The organism is Hafnia paralvei ATCC 29927 (genome assembly GCF_001655005.1).
In the GTDB taxonomy this organism is placed as follows: Bacteria; Pseudomonadota; Gammaproteobacteria; order Enterobacterales; family Enterobacteriaceae; genus Hafnia; species Hafnia paralvei.
Window position 1 is genome coordinate 163864 of sequence record NZ_LXET01000054.1, and the last position, 19931, is coordinate 183794.

The following is a 19931-nucleotide window of genomic DNA, read 5'->3' on the forward strand; positions in this document are numbered from 1 at the left end:
AGGCCACAGCCACCCTTACAAAAACTCGCGTAGTTTTCAGCACTGAAAAACTATCCGCGCTGACGCACAGCCTCGAACAAACAGATACCGGTCGCAACAGAAACGTTCAGAGAAGAAACGCTCCCCGCCATCGGAATGCTGATCAGCTCATCGCAATGTTCACGAGTCAAACGACGCATGCCATCACCTTCAGCGCCCATCACTAGCGCCATTGGGCCAGTCATTTTGCTTTGATATAGATTATGATCAGCTTCACCCGCAGTGCCAACGATCCAAATATTTTGCTCTTGCAGGAAGCGCATAGTACGCGCCAAGTTAGTCACACGGATCAACGGAACAGTTTCCGCGGCACCACAGGCGACCTTCTTGGCAGTTGCATTTAGCTGTGCGGAGCGATCGCGTGGAACAATAACCGCATGCACACCTGCGGCGTCCGCGCTACGCAAACAGGCGCCCAAATTGTGCGGATCGGTTACACCGTCCAGAATCAATAGGAATGGCGGCTTATCCAGATTTTCCAGCAACGCAGGTAAATCATTTTCCTGATACTGACGCCCTTCGCGCACACGAGCGATAATGCCCTGATGCACTGCGCCTTCCACTTTCTCATCCAGCCACTGACGGTTTGCCACCTGGATGACAATGCCCATCTGCTCAAGTTCTGCAATCAGTGGCATCAAGCGACGATCTTCGCGTCCCTTCATCACAAAGACTTCAAGAAAACGCTGTGGATCGCGTTCAAGCAGCGCTTGAACTGCGTGAATACCGTAAATCATTTCGCTCATAATTTTAAAACGCTATAACGTCAGCCGCCTGTGTCCGAGCTTTCGCACAGGCACAGGCGGGAATTTAACTTTAGGCAGTAAATAGTGAAGCATTACTGCCTGTTATTTAAATCAAACTATCACTCTGCAGCTTTTTTCCCAGCACGTTTGGCCTTGGTTGCCGCCGCAATTTTCTTGGTTTTCGCCGAAACTTTTTTAGCTTTTGGCTTAGTGCTAGTCAGATCTTTATCTTTGGCATTTTTCGCCGGCTTGGCAGGTTTGCCGGATTTATCAATTTTCACTGATTTATCCTTTTTCCCTGTGCCCGCTTTACCCGCTCTCGCTGGCTTACCGTCTTTATCTTTACGGAATGCACTATCCGGTTCGAAATTAGCAGGCATCTTACCACCGCGGCGCGACCCACGAGAAGGCGCTTTGTCTTCTCTTAGAGTACGTTTAGCGCGATCTTTCTCGGTTTTACCTGCACCACGCGGAGTGCGCGTGCTAGAAAGCAGAACAAAATCAATCTTACGCTCGTCCATATGCACAGCGTCGACGCGGATTTCCACCTTGTCGCCTAAGCGATAGGTTTGACCGGAAGATTCACCTATCAGTCGCTGTCCTACATTGTCGAAACGATAATAGTCGTTGTCCAGCGCGGACACATGCACCAAGCCATCAATGAACAAGTCGTCCAGACGCACAAAGAAGCCAAAACCGGTCACGCTAGAGATAATGCCGGTGAAGGTTTCTCCGACATGATCCTGCATGAAGTCACACTTCAGCCAATCAGCTACGTTACGGGTGGCTTCATCCGCACGGCGCTCTGTCATAGAGCAGTGTTCACCCAATTGCAGCATCTGCTCTTCGTTGTAGTGCCAACCGCCGGTTTTAGTCCAACCAGCATGGTCGCCACCGTGTTCTTTCGCCAACAGATACTTGATAGCACGATGTAGGCTAAGGTCCGGATAACGGCGGATCGGAGAGGTAAAGTGGGCATACGCCGACAGAGCTAAACCAAAGTGACCACGGTTTTCTGGATCATATACCGCCTGCTTCATGGAACGCAGCAACATCGTTTGCAGCATTTCGTGGTCAGGGCGATCGGCAATTTCATCCATCAGATCGGCATAATCTTTTGGCTCAGGCTTCATACCGCCGCCCAACGTTAGACCCAGCTCGCCCAGCACGCTACGCAGCGAGGTCAAATGATCGTCGCTTGGACGGTCATGGATACGGTACAAAGCCGGTTCTTCGTTTTTCTCTACAAAACGTGCAGCGGCAATATTCGCCAAAATCATGCACTCTTCAATCAGCTTATGCGCGTCGTTACGTACGGTGGGTTCAATACGCTCGATGCGTCGTTCAGCGTTAAAGATGAACTTGGCTTCTTCGGTCTCAAACGCAATACCGCCACGCACTTCGCGTGCATGATCCAGTACTTTGTAAAGGTTGTGCAACTCTTCCAGCGGTTTAACCAACGGACGATAGTGCTCACGCAGCTCCTCATCCCCCGCCAGAATATGCGCGACTTTAGTGTAAGTCAGACGAGCATGTGAGCTCATCACCGCTTCGTAGAATTTAAACGACGTCAGGCGACCCGTTGCAGAAACGGTCATCTCACACACCATGCACAGACGATCGACCTGTGGGTTTAGCGAACATAAGCCGTTCGACAGCACTTCCGGCAGCATAGGGACAACTTGCGACGGGAAGTAAACCGAGTTACCACGGCTACGCGCTTCATGATCCAGAGCGGTATTTGGGCGCACGTAGTAGCTTACGTCAGCAATCGCTACCCATAAACGCCAACCACCACCGCGTTTTTTCTCACAGTAAACCGCGTCATCAAAGTCACGAGCATCTTCGCCATCGATAGTCACCAACGGCAAATCACGCAGGTCAACACGGCCTTTTTTCGCCGCTTCAGGCACCTGCTCGCTTAAATCAGCGACCTGCTTCTCCACTTGTTCAGGCCAAGTATGTGGAATTTCATGGGTACGCAGAGCGATATCCACCGCCATGCTGGTGCCCATATTGTCGCCTAGGACCTCAACAATTTTCCCCACGGCTTTAGTACGACGCGTTGGGCGTTGAGTCAGTTCGACAACGACCACATACCCCATGCGAGCACCGGCAATCGAGTCAGGCGGGATCAATATATCAAAACTTAGGCGGCTATCATCTGGCACAACAAAACCAACGCCAGCATCAGTGAAATAGCGGCCAACAATTTGGCTCTGCTTAGGCTCAAGCACACGTACAATGCGAGCTTCGCGACGCCCTTTTCGGTCGGTACCAACAACCTGTGCCAGCACGACGTCGCCGTGAATGCAAAGCTTCATCTGTTCTGAAGAAAGGTAGAGATCGTCACGATCTTTGCTTCCTTCAATGCGAATGAAACCGTAGCCATCACGATGGCCAATAACGGTTCCCTTCTTCAAATCAAGACGTTCTGGCAGCGCATAGCACTGACGTCGGGTGAAGATGAGCTGTCCGTCGCGTTCCATCGCTCTCAGACGGCGTCGCAGAGCTTCCAAATCCTCTTCGCTGGTCAGATTTAGTTCACGCGCGATCTCCTCACGGCTAACGGGCGTGGTGTGCTGCGACAGATGCGTCAGGATAAACTCGCGGCTTGGGATCGGTGAGGCGTACTTCTCTGCTTCGCGTTCCTGGAAAGGATCTTGTGACATTGCGGTTCCTCCGTAGTCATCAGCAATTGCCGCTGAATTGATTATTCAACCAACAGCAACTTATAAAGCGGTGAGTTTTCTTCAATTAAATCGGCCAGAGTGCATTGATCCAACTCGGCCAGAAAAGCCTGCGTGGCTTTTTGCAGAACTTGCTTCAAGCGGCAGGCTGTCGTGATATGGCAAAACTCGCGAGAGCAGTTAACTAGCGTTAAGGGCTCAAGCTCTCTCACCACATCACCAATACGAATATCTTTCGCTGCTCGTCCTAAACGAATGCCTCCGTTCTTACCTCGAACGGCGGTGACAAAGCCGGCACGACTCAGCTGATTAATAATTTTAACCATATGGTTGCGAGATACGCCGTAAACATCGGTGACTTGGGTGATGTTTGTCATCTGATCGGCGGGCAGGGATGCCATGTAAATTAGCGCCCGTAAACCAAAATCAGTAAAACTTGTTAACTGCACGGCGACCTCTGAGTCTAGCTTGGCGTTATCTCACGATAACCCAGCATAAAAACGAATTAATCATAGAGATCAATTTCGGGGATTCATCCCAAAAACAGATCTATCTATTTGGATAATAAACCAGCCACAGCAAAAGCGACTAGCTATTTAAGCCAAAATAATTGGAGCTGCATCAAGGCGGCAAGCGAGAAAATCACGATGAGCTTACTCTAGTCAGTGATTCGGGTGAACGAACGCAGCCAACGCCGATGCAACTTCAAGTATGACGGGTATAGCATGAAGAGTATATTTCTCGGGATATTTGGCGTCTAAGCGCCAAATTTCAAGTCGGAAGGGGCTAAAAGTAATAAACCGGGCAGAGCCCGGTTCATCAAGAGACAGCACGATGCTAACGATTATGCGTCGAACGGATCGCGCAGAATCATCGTCTCTTCACGGTCAGGACCAGTAGAAATGATATCAACTGGAACACCGGTCACTTCTTCTACACGTTTGATGTAGTTCAGTGCCGCCTGAGGCAATTTACTGTGCTCTTTCACGCCGAAGGTGGTTTCTTTCCAACCTGGCATCACTTCGTAGATTGGCTCGATGCCTTCCCAGCCTTCAGCGGCCAGCGGAGTGGTGTCAATTTCACGACCATCCGGCATACGATAACCTACACAGATCTTCACTTCGTCTAAGCCGTCCAGCACGTCCAGTTTGGTCATGCAGAAGCCAGACAGAGAGTTCAGCTCTACGGCACGGCGAACAGCAACAGCGTCCAACCAGCCGGTACGACGACGACGACCGGTAGTTGCACCGAATTCGTTGCCTTTAGTACACAGGAATTCACCGACTTCATCAAACAGTTCAGTTGGGAACGGACCTGCACCTACGCGAGTAGAGTAAGCTTTTACAATACCCAGAACGTAATCAACACAGCGTGGACCTACGCCAGAACCGGTAGCTACGCCACCAGCAGTGGTGTTGGAAGAAGTCACATATGGATAGGTGCCGTGATCGATATCCAGCAGAGTACCCTGTGCGCCTTCAAACATCACAAACTCACCTTTCTTGTGAGCTTTGTTCAGCAGATCAGCAACGTCAACCACCATAGCAGTGATGATGTCGGCAACAGCCATAACTTCATCCAGCACGGTCTGATAGTCAACAGCCTCAACTTTGTAATAGTTAACCAGTTGGAAATTATGGTATTCCATAATCTCTTTCAGCTTAACTGCAAAGGTTTCTTTGTTGAACAGATCGCCAACGCGTAGACCGCGACGAGCGACTTTATCTTCATACGCAGGCCCGATACCACGACCAGTTGTACCGATAGCTTTCGCACCGCGTGCTTTTTCGCGCGCGTTATCCAAAGCCACATGATATGGCAGGATCAGAGGACAAGCTTCGGAGAGTAACAGACGTTCGCGAACAGGGATGCCACGGGCTTCCAGTTCGGTCATTTCACGCATCAGAGCGTCAGGTGCTAATACCACACCGTTTGCAATAATGCTGGTTACGTTTTCGCGCAGAATTCCTGACGGAATCAAATGAAGAACGGTTTTTTCACCGTTAATGACTAGTGTATGACCTGCATTGTGACCGCCCTGGTAGCGCACAACATACTTGGCCCTTTCGGTTAATAGGTCTACGACCTTGCCCTTACCTTCGTCACCCCATTGGGTGCCTAGTACGACGACATTCTTACCCATTTCACTATCACCACGTTGTTAAAAATGGATTCTACCATCACATTTAGGAGCTTTCAGCACTTTTTAGCACACGATTGCGCAAAAAATGTCTTACGCCTTTAGCCACCCATACGGCTACGCAACATGTAGTATATAACTAGGCCTGCAACCACTAGACCTCCACCATAACGCCGTAAAACGCCGTCAGGTAATTGAGCCATCGTTGCAATCATGCGCCGCCAAATGCGTGGAAAAAGCATTGGACCTAACCCTTCCACGATCAAAACCAACCCTAAAGCCATCCAAATTGTAGAGTTCATATCTCTCTCTGAACGTCGGCAAAATCAAAAAACGAGCAAAAAAAAGGCCCGCTGAACGGGCCTTCTCATCAATATTGAGCGCTCTGTTTCTAAAAACGTTCTTTTATTCAGAGTCACTCAGGCAAACATTATTTGGCAGCGGCATTACCGTTTGGTGATTTCATGTATTTGAAGAAATCACTGTCTGGGCGCAGAACCATAACGTCTTGACCATTTTTAAAGCTGTTTTCGTAAGCTTTCAGACTACGAATAAAGGCAAAGAAGTCTGGATCCTGACTAAATGCGTCAGCAAACAGTTTCGCCGCAACCGCATCACCTTCACCACGAGTAATACGCCCCTGACGCTCTGCTTCTGCCAGTGTACGAGTGACCTCATAGTCAGCTGTTGCACGCAGTTTCTCAGCTTCTTCCCGACCTTGTGAAATGTAGCGCAGAGCTACAGCTTCACGTTCTGCACGCATACGGTTATAAATTGCATCTGAAACTTCGGCTGGCAGGTTGATCTGCTTAATACGCACGTCGATAACTTCAATACCCAGAGCAGCCATACTGTTTGGGTTAACCTCTGGTTGTTTACCATTGGTTTCGCGCGCAACCCGAGCTGCTGCATTAGCAATCGCATTATCTGCTTCGCTGCCTGCATCATCAACTGACCCCGTATTCAGAGCCTCACGCACATCTTCCATCAGCTTACCGCGGGAATCTGTAACGATATCTTTGATATCCAGACGGCCGATCTCAGAACGCAGACGGTCACTAAATTTACGTTTCAGCAGCACTTCGGCCTGCAGAACATCGCCACCGCCGGTGGCCAGATAGTAACGGCTAAAATCGCTGATACGCCACTTGATATAAGAGTCAATAATCAGGTCTTTCTTTTCTTTGGTCACGAAACGATCAGCTTGGTTATCCATAGTTTGGATACGGGCATCCAGCATTTTGACTGATTCGATAAATGGCACTTTCAGATGAAGACCCGGTGCATACACCAGAGGTTTATTTTCATCATCACGTACCACTTTACCAAAGCGCAGTATGATGCCGCGCTGGCCTTCGTTAACCACAAACAGCGATGAGTACAATACCACCAGAATAACGATGAGAATTAGTAACAGAGACTTACGCATTAGTTATTCTCCTCCCTGACGATTGGTATCATTACGCTGAGCATTCGCTCGGCGCTGGTCCATCACACTATCGCCGCTTAAATCTACGTTACTTGATGGCTTGGTTACAGATGGTGCCGGACTTGCACTATCCATATCGGTACTCGGCGTGGTCGTTGTGCCAGATTTACCGCCGCGCATCAGTTGATCTAGTGGCAATACCATCAGGTTATTGCTCTTATCATCAATCAGCACTTTACGAGAATTCTCCAGCACGTGCTCCATCGTTTCCAGATACAAACGCTCGCGGGTAATCTGTGGAGACGCTTTATATTCTGGCAGCAACAGCGCTAAACGGCCGACATCACCTTGAGCTTCTAAAATAGTTTTATCTTTATAAGCTTTGGCATCTTCAAGAATACGCTGCGCTTTACCGTTAGCTTCTGGCTGAACTTTGTTGACGTAACCTTCAGCTTCACGGATCGACTGCTGTTCTTTTTCACGTGCAGCAATCGCCTTGTCAAAGGCAGCTCTAACTTCTTCAGGCGGACGCGCAGCCTGGAAGTTTACGTCCAGCACGGTGAGCCCCATTTTGTAAGGCTTGATGGTTTCATCCAACACTTTCTGAGTATCCGTACGAATAATGGTACGGCCTTCAGTCAGGATTTTATCCATCGAGTATTTACCAATGACTGCACGCAGCGCGCTATCAGTTGCCTGACGCAGGCTATCATCCGCATTGGTGACGTTAAACAGGTACTCTTCTGGATTAGTCACACGGTACTGCACGTTCATCTCAACGCGTACCACGTTTTCATCAGAAGTCAGCATCACGCCGGACGCCGCCAGTTCACGCACGGATTCGACGTTTACCGGGGTCACTTCATCAACAAAAGTCGGTTTCCAGTTCAAACCTGGCTGCACCAAGTGACTGAATTTACCAAAACGTGTCACGACGCCACGTTCGGCTTCTTTAATGGTATAGAAACCACTTGCGGCCCAGATGACAACAACGGCTGCGACAGCAAGGCCAACCACTTTGCCACCCATAGGTGCGCGTGGATTACCTGAATTGCTGGAACCCGTGCCTTTACCGCCCAGTCCACCCAGCTTTTTGCTCAGTTTACGGAAGATATCATCTAGATCTGGCGGCCCCTGATCGCGGCCACCTCGATTATTGTTGTTACCATTATTGTTGTTTCCGCCGGAGTTGCCGCCATCATTCTTGCTGCCCCCCCACGGGTCGCGGTCCTGTCCGTTATTACCGGGCTGATTCCACGCCATGTTTCGCTCCATTCTTCAATGATTGGTGTTCTTCAGACTCATTTGAGTAAGTGATATTAACCAAGTGTTACTAAATAATATACTTTAGTAATTCATGTTCACGTTTACAGAGTCGATGCCACTCCACAATTGGGAGGCGGATTTGTAATCCAATACTGCCATCTTCCTCAACCCACTCTTTTTCTATCGCCTGAAGCTGGTAAAAACGGCTACGTAAACGTCCTGCCGCAGGCGGCAATCGCAGCTCGAAGCTAGCAATCTCACCGCTCAAGCGTTCGGTCAACGCTTGGAACAACAAATCAATTCCTACCCCGGTTTGTGCCGAAACCCAAACCCGCACAGGTAAATTCTCATCGTTCCTATCGATACGCGGCTCGAACTCATCCAGCATATCAATTTTGTTCATCACAAGCAGTACAGGAATTTCATCTGCTTCGATTTCTGCTAATACAGTATTCACCGCGTCAATATTTTCATCAACACGCGCATCAGATGCATCAATTATGTGCAATAAAAGCGATGCTTGACGGGTTTCTTGCAACGTTGCTTTAAAAGCAGCCACCAAATCGTGTGGCAAATGGCGAATAAACCCGACTGTATCGGCTAAAACCGTTGTACCGACGTCGGCCACTTCAATACGACGCAGCGTCGGATCAAGCGTAGCAAACAGTTGGTCGGCAGCATACACATCTGCCTTAGTAATATGGTTAAACAGCGTTGATTTTCCAGCATTGGTGTAACCCACCAGTGACACCGTTGGAACATCTGCGCGACTACGCGCACGGCGTCCTTGATCGCGTTGTTTTTCAACACGCTCAAGACGAGACAAAATCAAGCTGATGCGATCGCGCAATAAGCGGCGGTCTGTTTCAAGCTGAGTCTCCCCCGGTCCACGCAAACCAATCCCACCTTTTTGACGTTCAAGGTGAGTCCAGCCCCGCACTAAACGCGTGGCCAAATGGCGTAACTGGGCAAGCTCAACCTGCAACTTACCTTCATGGGTACGCGCACGCTGGGCAAAAATGTCGAGGATCAGGCCGGTGCGATCAATAACACGACACTGGCATAATTTTTCCAGATTGCGTTCTTGAGCAGCAGATAAGGCATGATCAAAAAGGACGACGGAGGCACCTGTTTCCTGAACCGCCTGAGCGATTTCTTCAGCTTTGCCTTCGCCAACAAAATATTTAGGATGCGGGGCCTTGCGGCTGCCGGTAACAACGCGCAATGCTTCAACGCCCGCTGAGGAGACCAGGGACTCAAACTCTCTGAGATCTTCAATATCTCTTTCTTGGGAGAAATAGACGTGAACCAGTACGGCCTGCTCGCCGGCTTCGTAACGGTCAAACAAACGTGAAACCTCTCAAACGGATCGGACCGATGAGAACGGAGAGCATCAATGACAAACGATCATCAACACTCTCCGACTGAGATAACAAACGATGCGGCTTATTCAGCGTCATCGCTGTCCTGAGACGACTGTGAAGGCGCCTGATTGCTACCGTGGTAGTTGCTGCTGCCGCCAGTTCCCGGATTATTGCTATGATGAGAAACAGGACGAGACGGAACAACGGTAGAAATTGCGTGCTTATAAACCATCTGGCTAACAGTGTTTTTCAACAGAATGACAAACTGATCAAAAGACTCAATCTGGCCTTGCAGCTTAATACCATTCACCAAATAGATTGAAACTGGGACACGTTCACGACGCAGTGCGTTCAGGAACGGGTCTTGTAAAGATTGCCCCTTAGCCATTCTATCTTTTCCTTATTTGCTAGTTGTTTGTTGTATGTTACTAAGAACCCTAGTGGTTCTAATCAAAATAAACTGCGTAAAAATTTGCGCACTGAGTACTTTACTCTCAATATTCTAGCGCCAAGCAATACACCTGAAACTGGAACTATGATGAGTATATGGAGCACGAATCTCCCTGATTCAAGTACCCATCGGCCTAATTACGGCCCAATCACCTCAATTGTACACAATCAATCAAGCGATGCACTAACAACCTGTGCCACACTTTCCAGAGCCTGTGCAGGTTTGTCACTATCTAGCCACTGCACTGACTCCCAACCGCGCAACCAAGTCATCTGACGTTTAGCCAACTGACGCGTCGCACAAATTCCACGGTAGACCATTTCATCGTAATCGATTTCGCCTTCAAAATATGACCACATCTGGCGGTAACCGACACAGCGTACAGAAGGTAAGTCTGTGTGCAAATCACCACGCTCAAACAGTTTTCTGGCTTCGGCTTCAAAACCCGAAGCCATCATCTGCTCAAAACGCAGGGCGATCCGCTGGTGTAACTGTTCGCGAGTTGCAGGTGCAATCGCAAACTGATGCACATTGTAGGGTAGCGTTTCACCTGAAATTTTAGTCAGTTCAGTTAAAGTTTTACCCGAAATGAGAAAAACTTCCAGTGCACGACTCAGTCTCTGTGGATCATTTGGATGAATCCTAGCCGCAGCGACCGGATCAACCTGCTGCAATTGGCGATGCAACGCATCCCAGCCCAGCTCTTGCGCCTGCTTTTCTATCTGCTCACGAATCTGTGGATTCGCCGCCGGCAAAGGCGAAAGTCCTTCAAGCAATGCTTTAAAGTAAAGCATGGTTCCACCAACAAGCAGGGGAATTTTTCCCTCTGCGGTAATAGATGCCATTTCACGCAGCGCATCAGCACGAAAATCAGCGGCAGAATAACTTTGCGCAGGATCGCGAATATCGATCAATCGATGCGGAGCCTCAGCTAATTCTTTAGCAGTCGGTTTGGCAGTACCAATATCCATTCCACGGTAGATTAGAGCAGAGTCAACGCTAATAAGTTCAACAGGAAATCGTTGACGTAGCGCCATCGCTAACGCCGTTTTTCCTGACGCCGTAGGCCCCATAATAAAAATGGCTGGGGGGTAAATATGGTTGGCGTTGTTAGTCATAAAATATCTTATTCAGCTCTTAATCAATCGGCCTGCAACGAAACCATCGCCGGCTTTAAATCTACAGGGTGCAGTAGTGCGGAAGGCGGCGACTTTACCAACTCAGGACAGAGTCGTTCAAGCTCAGCCAACAGTTGAATCGCTTGAGAAACAGTCCATTGCTCACGTTCAGTGATCAGATGGCTGGCGAGCCACTTGCTAATTGCCTCTGATTCGGCGTTAGGCTGCTCGGCCAAAAAGCTCAGAAATGCGGGAATCAACTGGGGTAAATTTTGATGGCGTAGCGGCAAAGGTACGGCGCGTAATGTCACTCGCTGACGCTCAAGCACCAAATCAACGCCTAAGTGTTTAAGCCTCTCGCTACAGCTTTGCACGCCTTTAATTTCATCGGCGCTCAGCGTGAGTTTGACGGGAATCAGCAGCGGCTGTGGTCGCAAACCTTCTGTTCCAGGCAATAGCTGTACCCGACGCAATTCTATTTCTGCCGCATCCAGGTTCAATAGCGCTATGCCGTGTTGACGCTCAAGCAAAGCAAAATGCTGCTCACAGATAGTGAGAACACGACCGAAACTACTCTCACCGTGTTCAAACAACGCAGGCGCTGGCTGTGGAAACAGTTCAGGCTTGCGCGGGTTCACGACGGGGAAAAGCTCGCTGCTACTCTGTATCTCCTGTGATTGAGGCATCCGCTTTTCGGGTACCTGCATCAAACGTTGATAGAGCTGCCCTTCTCGCTTCTGATAGCCATCGCCGCTGGAGAAATGGCGGTTGTCACTTGGCTTTTTCTTATCAGACGCCTGCCCTTGGGTTGAAGAGTGACCGTATGCCGGAGAGGCCTCGCGTAACGGGGTTTTACTGAACTGATTCACGCCTGCAGCCACTCGATTTTCGGGTTCCCAGCGTGGAGCCTCGTCCGCTGCCACTTCCGGTAAAGCCGGTTGTTCAGACTGTTGCAGAACAGAAATAACAGCCTGATAAATAAAATCATGGACTAAGCGCGCCTGATGAAAACGAACTTCGTGCTTGGCCGGATGGACATTCACATCAACCTGATGCGGATCAACGGTCAAATACAATACGTAAGCAGGCTGTTGATCGTCTTTCAACTGATCCTGATATGCCTGCCGGATAGCGTGCGTAATGAGCTTATCCCGCATCATGCGGCCATTTACATAGCTATACTGCATTTCGGTCAGTTGACGGGAACCTACAGGATCGGCGACCCAGCCGTGAATAGCCAGATCGCCATGTTCCCATTTAATCTCTAGCGCATGCTGAATAAAGGCCGTACCACAAATTGAGCCAAGACGGCGATCTTTTTGCCCATCTTCTTTCACCGCACGGTACTGGCGTATCATTTTCCCGTTGTGGTGAAGCTGGATAGTCACATCAAATCGAGCCAATGCAATGCGTCGCACGACTTCATCAATATGCCCAAACTCCGTTTTCTCAGTGCGCATAAATTTGCGGCGCGCGGGAGTGTTGTAGAAAAGATCCAACACTTCAACCGTAGTACCAACCGGATGAGCCGCAGGCTTGACCGTTACCGCCATGTCACGACCTTCAGCATAGGCCTGCCAGGCCTCATTCTGCTCCGCGGTGCGTGAAGTCATGGTTAAACGCGACACCGAACTGACGCTTGCCAGCGCTTCACCGCGAAATCCCAGACTCATGATCGCCTCAAGGTCATCTAACGAGGTGATTTTGCTCGTCGCATGGCGCGCTAATGCTAATGCCAGTTCGTCTTTGTTAATACCGCAGCCGTTATCGCGAATACGGATTAGCTTAGCGCCTCCGCGTTCTATCTCAATATCGATACGTGTAGCTCCGGCATCTAAGCTGTTTTCAACCAGCTCTTTAACCACCGAAGCAGGGCGTTCCACCACTTCACCAGCGGCGATCTGGTTGGCAAGCTGCGGAGGTAAAACCTGAATCGGCATATGATTTCCTTGGTTTACAGAACCTAAATAACAAAGTACGGGATCAAGTCGAGTTTAAGCCTGCGGGATCACCAACGTTTGCCCAATCTGAACTTCGCCGGATTTCATTTTATTCGCCTGCTGTATTTTACTCATACTAACCCCATAACTCGCGGCTATCTTGGTTAAGGTATCGCCGCGCTTGACCGTATGTGTAACACGTTTTGGCTTGCTGCTCGCGGTCTTGCTTTTTGCCGTTGACGTCGCCGTAGCGGCAATGTTGCTACCTGCTGGTACTTTTAACTTCTGACCAACCCAAACGCCCTCTTTCTTCAGGCTATTCTGCTGCATCAACTTGGTCATTGTGGTGTCATAGCGGTTTGCAATACCTAGCAACGTCTCACCGCGTTTCACCACGTGAATTTGCGTTGCTCCAGCGGTGGCACTGCTATTCGACGTACGGTTATTACTGACAACACGCTGAGGCTCTGTTACTGGGTTGGAGCTACCGGCCGACACTAATCTCTGCGGCCGGTTTTCGACCTTTGGGCCGTTTTGCAATGGATGCGTTACGAAATAGTTTCGCACCCCCTTATAGATAGCCTGCGCGATTTTCTCCTGATAGGCGGCGCTGCCTAACAAGCGTTCTTCACCGGCATTACTGATAAACCCAGTTTCAACCAAAAGTGAAGGAATATCCGGGGAGCGCAAAACTCCTAAGCTGGCATGCTCAGGACGGCGTTTATGTAGGTTACCAATTGACTGCATTTGGCGAATAACCTGTACCGCCACGTCATAGCCCACTCGCTGTGAGTGACCAAACTGCAAATCAAGAACCGCCTGACTCAAATATTTATCATCTCCGCTATTAGCTAACACATCCCCCGCACCACCAAGCAATTCAGACTGTTTTTCATGCTGCTCTAGCCAGCCCGCCATTTCGCTATTTGCACGACGGTTCGACAATACCCAAACCGACGATCCGGTCGCACTTCGGTTTGGGGCTGCATCCGCATGGATAGAAATTAGCAGGTTAGCCTGCTGCTTACGCGCGACGTCAGAACGTCCCATCACCGAGATAAAATAGTCTCCGGTACGGGTTAGAACCGGTTGAAATATCGGGTCGGCATCCATTAAGTTTTGCAAGCGCTTGGCAATCGCCAACGTGACATTCTTTTCACGCAGCCCGTTACCGCCAATGGCTCCCGGATCTTGTCCACCATGGCCAGCATCGATGGCAACCACAATTTTGGAACCATCATAGCGTGTATTACGGCGTGAAACCGGCACCGCCGGTGTTTCTGTCGTAGTCACTACGGTCGGTTTAGTTGGATTAAACGGGTTAGCGCCTTTTGTACTGGACGTTGTCGCAGGAGCACTACGCGCAGCGCTATGAGAAGTGGAGCTACGCGGCTGAGTAAAGACCGGTTTAGGTGTAGCCACCGGTGCATCATATTGCAGCGTAAAGACAACGATTTGCCCCTGATTAGACGCGCTCACTTTCGTTTTGCGTGTCACATCAAAAATTAACTGAACGGTGTTATCGCCGGAGACATTACCCGCACGAATGCGGCTCAGCATATTCTCACCGCTGAAAGTCATGGGCAACCCACTGGTGATTTTCTTGGTTTCAGTGATATTCACCAACACCCTATTTGAGCTAGGCTGAGAAGAATAAGTGTAAGTGGGTTGTCCGTTGAAACTCAGCGTTACGCGCGCTTCATTTTTTCCATTCGAAACCTGAATATTTGTAAGCTGCGCCGAATTAACCACACCAGAAAGCAGCAGTCCCACCATTCCTAACCACGTTACCGTACAGATTCGCTTCCACATGCGCATCATCGACTACCCTTGTTGCCCGTTCAATCGTGTCAAAATCAACTCACCATGCGGCGTGTGTGCGTCAATCGCGGCTTCGCGGCCTTCACCCTGATAGGAAATATGCAGGCTAAGATCGGGTTTGGGTAAAAAACCTTCGCCCTGCTGTGGCCATTCCACTAAGCAAATCGCGTTCTCATCAAAATAGTCGCGGATCCCCATAAATTCGAGTTCTTCCGGATCGGCCAAGCGATAAAGATCAAAATGGTAAACGTTCATTGGCGTGAGTGCATAAGGCTCGACCAACGTGTACGTTGGGCTCTTAACGTTGCCCTTGTGGCCTAACGCCTGCAAAAAACCTCGGCTAAAGGTGGTTTTACCTGCACCTAGATCACCATATAAGTAAATAACGGTCGCACTATCACAAGCTGCAGCCAGTGAAGTACCCAATGCGATGGTTGCCGTTTCATCCGGCAGAGAAAGTACGATGTTTTTCATAATAGTTATTTCTTACTGGTTCTTTATTAAGGTTTTTCTTTAGGATCAGTGTACGTCAATAACAATTCGAGGCTGGCTGGAATTTGGCCTTTCAAGCCCAATCAGGATTCACATATCGTCTGATAGCAACAAACAGATCCGTCGCCAGTAGACCTCGCTCGCCAAATGCTTTCGCAATTTCATCGGCAGCAGCACCATGCACCACACAACCTGCGCAGGCTGCATCATACAGCGGAAGCTTTTGTGCCAGCAAACCTCCGATAATACCAGACAAAACGTCGCCCATCCCACCGGTTCCCATTCCTGGGTTGCCAACATCGGCAATGGAGACCTTATTCTCGCTGACCATCAGCGTTCCAGCACCTTTTAGAACGACAACACCACCCAATTTTTGCTGAATACGGGTGGCTGCCTTCACTCTGTCTAGCTCAATATCGGCCACGCTACAATTCAGCAGGCGAGCAGCTTCTCCGGGATGCGGAGTTAGTACTCGCAGAGGGTTTACATTCGGAGATTTCGCTAAAAGATTAAGTGCATCAGCATCCCACAGCATCGGTTTATCAAAACGCTGCAGCGCCTTGACTGCATCAAGAGCCCACTCCGACTGTCCCAAACCAGGACCAATGACGATCACATCAGCCCAATCCAATGCGGCGTTAACAGACTCGTCAGTGAGCTCCTGCACCATCATTTCAGGACGCGCAGTTAATAAAGGTGATACATGCTCAATGTGAGTAAGTACTCGCACCAATCCAGCACCGCTACGCAACGCGGCTTCTCCAGCCATACGTATAGCCCCCGCCATACCGCGATCGCCGCCGATCAAAACGAGTCGACCATTATCGCCTTTGTGCGAACAAGGACGTCGTGGATGTAGCCACGTATTCAGCAAGCTAGCATCCAGCCGCGCAATCGGCGCATTCTGTTTTTCGAGCCAATCTGACAATCCCAGCGCATCGCAATGCAGTTTACCAACATAATCACGGGCTTGCCCCGTGAGCAACCCTGGCTTACAGACAATAAAGGTCTGCGTGTGTTGCGCATGGATTACCGCACCAGCAGCCTGTCCTGTATCCGCATTTAAGCCAGAGGGAATATCTAGCGCCAGAATTGGCGCTGGGTGCGCATTGGCGGACAAAATTAGAGAGGCATAAGGCTCCCGCGGCGCCGCATTTAATCCAATACCTAATAAGCCATCGATAATAAGGTCAGCATCTTCAGGAAAATCAGACGTAGAACCGAAGATCTGCCCTCCAGCACCCACCCATGCATCCTGAGCCTGCTGTGCTTCATACGGCAATGCTTTCGAATGTTCAACCGCGATAAGCGTAACCTGAATGCCAGACTGTCGGGCTAAGCGCGCAACGACATAACCGTCGCCCCCGTTATTACCATGACCACATAACACCAACCAGCGCCGCGTTGTCGGAAAATATTGTCGTGCTCGCTGAAAAGCGGCGTAACCAGCACGTTCCATTAGCTGATACAAAGAAAGCCCCAGCTCAGATACCGCACGCTGCTCAAGGCGACGGACGCTATCCGCAGGATAAGCGGAGTATGATAAACTGGAACTGAACTGTTTCCGATAATGGCCCGTCATGACACACCCCCTCGATCTCAATCAGTTAGCCCAACATATCAAGCAATGGGGGCAATCGCTAGGATTCCAGCAGGTTGGGATTTGCGACACAGACTTGTCTGTTGAGGAACCACGCCTAAAAGCATGGCTCGATAAGCAGTACCACGGAGAAATGGCTTGGATGGAGCGTCATGGCATGATGCGCGCGCGCCCTCATGAGCTACAGCCCGGAACACTGCGCGTGATAAGCGTGCGCATGAACTACTTACCCGCTCATGCTTTCTTTGCTAAAACCTTAAAAAACCCGCAGTTAGGCTACATTAGTCGTTATGCGCTGGGGCGTGATTACCACAAATTGCTGCGGAATCGCCTTAAGCGACTGGGGGAGATGATCCAAGAATATTGTGAAGGCATAGACATAAACTTTCGCCCATTTGTCGACTCAGCACCGATATTAGAACGCCCATTGGCCGCAAAGGCGGGAATCGGTTGGGTTGGCAAGCACTCACTAATTTTAAATCAGGAAGCCGGTTCATGGTTCTTTTTGGGCGAGTTGCTAATCGATCTTCCTCTACCAGTCGATAAGCCTCTGGAAGAACAGTGTGGCCGTTGCGTTGCCTGCATGACGACATGCCCGACGGGAGCTATCGTCGAACCTTACGTGGTAGATGCGCGCCGCTGCATATCTTATCTCACCATTGAATTGGAAAGCGCCATACCGGAAGAATTTCGCCCGCTCATGGGCAACAGGATCTATGGGTGCGATGACTGCCAAATGATCTGCCCTTGGAACCGTTTCTCTCAGCTAACCAATGAAGACGATTTCAGCCCACGACAAAAATTACATACCCCGAAGCTCATCGAGCTATTCCAGTGGGACGAGCCTACCTTTCTGAAAATTACCGAGGGCTCGGCCATTCGTCGTATTGGACATTTACGCTGGTTACGTAACATCAGTGTGGCATTAGGCAATGCCCCTTACGAAGCGCAAATCATCCCACTACTTGAATCTCGTTTAGGGATGTCTGACGTTTTAGATGAACATATCGTATGGGCTGTGAAACAGCAGTTGGAAAAACGTGGGGAAAACGCCATTGAAATCCAGACTAGCCAGCAGAAGCGTCTGATAAGGGCAGTAGAAAAAGGTCTACCAAGAGACGCATGACCCACTGATAAACGTGAAATTCTCAGCGTTAAATTTTGTCACCCTTCCCTGTGTATAAAAATAAAATTATTTGGATATTCAACGGCAAGACAAAGTGCAAGTGATCCATACTGCATTTTTAACTTTAAATTAATTATTTAAAATCAATCAGTTGGTTTAATGGTCTTGTTCTGGTTCTAGGAAGGTACGACAAAGATTCACAGGTTGACCTGTGGATAACTCTGTTCATGAAATTTATTCAGTCTGTGACAAATAAGAAAATGCCCTAAGAAAGGCGTTTCTGAATTGAGAATTTTTTTAGAAGAAAATTGGAGCGGGAAACGAGACTCGAACTCGCGACCCCGACCTTGGCAAGGTCGTGCTCTACCAACTGAGCTATTCCCGCATATGATGCTTTTAACATCGACACCTTACTACTGGGTCAGTAATAACGGCGTTTGAAATTGGAGCGGGAAACGAGACTCGAACTCGCGACCCCGACCTTGGCAAGGTCGTGCTCTACCAACTGAGCTATTCCCGCAACTTGGTATCGGTACTGCTTTTTTCATTCAGCCGCAAGAGCGACCTTCTAAATTTGGAGCGGGAAACGAGACTCGAACTCGCGACCCCGACCTTGGCAAGGTCGTGCTCTACCAACTGAGCTATTCCCGCATTGTCGTGCTTTTCGTACCAAACTTTTCGTTTTCACGCTGGATAAAACGATATTCGAAGAACTCGTAAATCCGTATCGGTACGGGGAGCGCATTATACGAGAAATTCTTTCCCCTGCAAGCCCCTAACCAGAAAAATTTTTAATTTTCGTTCGTTTGCCGATAAAAGCGGCAATGAGGGCGAATTATCGCCAACATCAGGATAAAAAACAACAATTCCTTAAATGCTGGTGAAAATACCGAGGTGAAAGCAAGCCATTAGACTTCGCTATCTCCCCCGATATTTCATGGTTTAAAGCTGTATAAAATGTTCACGATAATAAGCAAGTTCAGCAACAGATTCGCGAATGTCATCCAGCGCCTGATGAGTTCCCTGCTTTTTGAAGCCAGCGAGGATTTCCGGTTTCCAGCGGCGCGCCAGCTCTTTCAAGGTGCTGACGTCGAGATAACGATAGTGAAAGTACTGTTCTAACTCAGGCATATAGCGGAATAGAAAACGACGATCTTGGCCAACACTGTTACCACAAATGGGAGAGACACCCGCAGGAACCCACTGCTGCAGGAACTCAATGGTTTTTTGCGCAGCAGTCGCTTCATCAAAAGTACTGGCTTTGACGCGTTCCACCAGACCACTGCCAGTGTGAGTACGAACGTTCCATTCATCCATCAACGCAAGCTGTTCATCCGATTGATGTACCGCAATGACCGGCCCCTCGGCCAGAATATTCAAATTGGCATCGGTCACTAGCGTTGCGATTTCAATGATGCGATCGACTTCAGGGTTTAGCCCTGTCATTTCCAAATCGATCCAGATTAAATTCGTTTCACTTCCACTCATTTCGGCCTCGGCTCTTCTTATTCATCAATAGCGTGTATCATAGTCTTTTTGGCGACAACGAGCGATGGTCGTCAATTGCAGATTCGTTTTTGATGTACACCCTAAATGATTCGAGTGGCAGGAAAGCGGTAACGCACGTGCAACTTGAAGTATGACGGGTATAGGTTTGAATGCTTACCCAAAGCGGCGTAGCTTCAGACTAACGTCGAGTTCGTTCAAAC

At 49.3% G+C, this 19931-nt stretch carries 16 protein-coding genes and 3 tRNA genes; 1 reads left to right on the plus strand and 18 read right to left on the minus strand.

The annotated features are described in order from the left end of the window. Positions 1 to 50 precede the first annotated feature (50 nt). From rlmB to nnr, 14 genes are all read right to left on the minus strand, one after another. Entirely contained in the window at positions 51 to 785 is a 735-nt protein-coding gene (gene rlmB, locus M988_RS17965) for a 23S rRNA (guanosine(2251)-2'-O)-methyltransferase RlmB (protein ID WP_004093628.1), read from the minus strand. Positions 786 to 904: 119 nt separating this feature from the next. Beyond that, positions 905 to 3457 (minus strand): ribonuclease R, encoded by a 2553-nt coding sequence (gene rnr, locus M988_RS17970; protein ID WP_061059258.1) that lies wholly within the window; start codon positions 3455 to 3457, stop codon positions 905 to 907. 41 nt (positions 3458 to 3498) lie between these two features. Further along, entirely contained in the window at positions 3499 to 3924 is a 426-nt protein-coding gene (gene nsrR, locus M988_RS17975) for a nitric oxide-sensing transcriptional repressor NsrR (protein WP_064575184.1), read from the minus strand. 395 nt (positions 3925 to 4319) lie between these two features. Further along, positions 4320 to 5618 carry an adenylosuccinate synthase gene (locus tag M988_RS17980; protein ID WP_004093621.1) on the minus strand — a complete coding sequence of 433 codons (1299 nt, stop codon included), beginning with the start codon at positions 5616 to 5618 and terminating at the stop codon, positions 4320 to 4322. Positions 5619 to 5716: 98 nt separating this feature from the next. Continuing rightward, positions 5717 to 5917 carry a DUF2065 domain-containing protein gene (locus M988_RS17985; RefSeq protein ID WP_016361118.1) on the minus strand — a complete coding sequence of 67 codons (201 nt, stop codon included), beginning with the start codon at positions 5915 to 5917 and terminating at the stop codon, positions 5717 to 5719. A 128-nt stretch (positions 5918 to 6045) separates the two neighbouring features. Beyond that, positions 6046 to 7044, minus strand: a complete 999-nt coding sequence (gene hflC, locus M988_RS17990) for a protease modulator HflC (protein WP_004093612.1) — start codon at positions 7042 to 7044, stop codon at positions 6046 to 6048. Between the two features lie 3 nt (positions 7045 to 7047). Then, positions 7048 to 8307, minus strand: coding sequence for an FtsH protease activity modulator HflK (hflK, locus tag M988_RS17995; RefSeq protein WP_008814848.1), 1260 nt, complete (start codon positions 8305 to 8307; stop codon positions 7048 to 7050). 70 nt (positions 8308 to 8377) lie between these two features. Next, positions 8378 to 9658 carry a ribosome rescue GTPase HflX gene (gene hflX, locus M988_RS18000; RefSeq protein ID WP_004093608.1) on the minus strand — a complete coding sequence of 427 codons (1281 nt, stop codon included), beginning with the start codon at positions 9656 to 9658 and terminating at the stop codon, positions 8378 to 8380. A gap of 98 nt (positions 9659 to 9756) precedes the next feature. Further along, positions 9757 to 10062, minus strand: coding sequence for an RNA chaperone Hfq (gene hfq, locus M988_RS18005; RefSeq protein ID WP_004093606.1), 306 nt, complete (start codon positions 10060 to 10062; stop codon positions 9757 to 9759). Between the two features lie 230 nt (positions 10063 to 10292). After that, a complete protein-coding gene (gene miaA / locus M988_RS18010; protein WP_008814847.1) occupies positions 10293 to 11243 on the minus strand; it encodes a tRNA (adenosine(37)-N6)-dimethylallyltransferase MiaA in 951 nt (316 codons plus the stop codon). A 23-nt stretch (positions 11244 to 11266) separates the two neighbouring features. After that, the gene (gene mutL, locus M988_RS18015) at positions 11267 to 13183 is read right to left on the minus strand and encodes a DNA mismatch repair endonuclease MutL (RefSeq protein WP_064575188.1); all 1917 of its coding nucleotides are present in this window, start codon (positions 13181 to 13183) and stop codon (positions 11267 to 11269) included. A gap of 54 nt (positions 13184 to 13237) precedes the next feature. Next, a complete protein-coding gene (amiB, locus tag M988_RS18020; protein WP_064575194.1) occupies positions 13238 to 15004 on the minus strand; it encodes an N-acetylmuramoyl-L-alanine amidase AmiB in 1767 nt (588 codons plus the stop codon). Between the two features lie 3 nt (positions 15005 to 15007). Beyond that, positions 15008 to 15478 carry a tRNA (adenosine(37)-N6)-threonylcarbamoyltransferase complex ATPase subunit type 1 TsaE gene (tsaE, locus tag M988_RS18025; RefSeq protein ID WP_008814844.1) on the minus strand — a complete coding sequence of 157 codons (471 nt, stop codon included), beginning with the start codon at positions 15476 to 15478 and terminating at the stop codon, positions 15008 to 15010. Between the two features lie 91 nt (positions 15479 to 15569). Further along, positions 15570 to 17078 carry a bifunctional ADP-dependent NAD(P)H-hydrate dehydratase/NAD(P)H-hydrate epimerase gene (nnr, locus tag M988_RS18030; protein ID WP_039187845.1) on the minus strand — a complete coding sequence of 503 codons (1509 nt, stop codon included), beginning with the start codon at positions 17076 to 17078 and terminating at the stop codon, positions 15570 to 15572. On the opposite strand from nnr, the gene queG reads away from it, so the two are divergent. Continuing rightward, the gene (gene queG / locus M988_RS18035) at positions 17077 to 18222 is read left to right on the plus strand and encodes a tRNA epoxyqueuosine(34) reductase QueG (protein WP_061059262.1); all 1146 of its coding nucleotides are present in this window, start codon (positions 17077 to 17079) and stop codon (positions 18220 to 18222) included. The genes nnr and queG overlap by 2 nt on opposite strands. A gap of 309 nt (positions 18223 to 18531) precedes the next feature. Here the strand turns inward: queG and M988_RS18040 are convergent. The 4 genes from M988_RS18040 to orn all read right to left on the minus strand — a co-directional run bounded on the left by M988_RS18040 (position 18532) and on the right by orn (position 19710). Continuing rightward, positions 18532 to 18607, minus strand: a tRNA-Gly gene (locus M988_RS18040). A 59-nt stretch (positions 18608 to 18666) separates the two neighbouring features. Further along, positions 18667 to 18742: transfer RNA gene (locus tag M988_RS18045), tRNA-Gly, on the minus strand. 55 nt (positions 18743 to 18797) lie between these two features. Then, positions 18798 to 18873, minus strand: a tRNA-Gly gene (locus tag M988_RS18050). A 291-nt stretch (positions 18874 to 19164) separates the two neighbouring features. Beyond that, the gene (gene orn, locus M988_RS18055; RefSeq protein ID WP_008814841.1) at positions 19165 to 19710 is read right to left on the minus strand and encodes an oligoribonuclease; all 546 of its coding nucleotides are present in this window, start codon (positions 19708 to 19710) and stop codon (positions 19165 to 19167) included. Positions 19711 to 19931: the final 221 nt, after the last annotated feature.

What these genes read in the sequence shown, in the direction of transcription:
- tsaE (WP_008814844.1), bottom strand. Translation starts at nt 15,478, where the DNA reads ATGAAAAACATCGTACTTTCTCTGCCGGATGAAACGGCAACCATCGCA.
- rlmB (WP_004093628.1), bottom strand. Translation starts at nt 785, where the DNA reads ATGAGCGAAATGATTTACGGTATTCACGCAGTTCAAGCGCTGCTTGAA.
- rnr (WP_061059258.1), bottom strand. Translation starts at nt 3,457, where the DNA reads ATGTCACAAGATCCTTTCCAGGAACGCGAAGCAGAGAAGTACGCCTCA.
- M988_RS17980 (WP_004093621.1), bottom strand. Translation starts at nt 5,618, where the DNA reads ATGGGTAAGAATGTCGTCGTACTAGGCACCCAATGGGGTGACGAAGGT.
- miaA (WP_008814847.1), bottom strand. Translation starts at nt 11,243, where the DNA reads ATGACTAACAACGCCAACCATATTTACCCCCCAGCCATTTTTATTATG.
- hflK (WP_008814848.1), bottom strand. Translation starts at nt 8,307, where the DNA reads ATGGCGTGGAATCAGCCCGGTAATAACGGACAGGACCGCGACCCGTGG.
- hflC (WP_004093612.1), bottom strand. Translation starts at nt 7,044, where the DNA reads ATGCGTAAGTCTCTGTTACTAATTCTCATCGTTATTCTGGTGGTATTG.
- hfq (WP_004093606.1), bottom strand. Translation starts at nt 10,062, where the DNA reads ATGGCTAAGGGGCAATCTTTACAAGACCCGTTCCTGAACGCACTGCGT.
- M988_RS17985 (WP_016361118.1), bottom strand. Translation starts at nt 5,917, where the DNA reads ATGAACTCTACAATTTGGATGGCTTTAGGGTTGGTTTTGATCGTGGAA.
- amiB (WP_064575194.1), bottom strand. Translation starts at nt 15,004, where the DNA reads ATGATGCGCATGTGGAAGCGAATCTGTACGGTAACGTGGTTAGGAATG.
- nnr (WP_039187845.1), bottom strand. Translation starts at nt 17,078, where the DNA reads ATGACGGGCCATTATCGGAAACAGTTCAGTTCCAGTTTATCATACTCC.
- queG (WP_061059262.1), top strand. Translation starts at nt 17,077, where the DNA reads ATGACACACCCCCTCGATCTCAATCAGTTAGCCCAACATATCAAGCAA.
- mutL (WP_064575188.1), bottom strand. Translation starts at nt 13,183, where the DNA reads ATGCCGATTCAGGTTTTACCTCCGCAGCTTGCCAACCAGATCGCCGCT.
- orn (WP_008814841.1), bottom strand. Translation starts at nt 19,710, where the DNA reads ATGAGTGGAAGTGAAACGAATTTAATCTGGATCGATTTGGAAATGACA.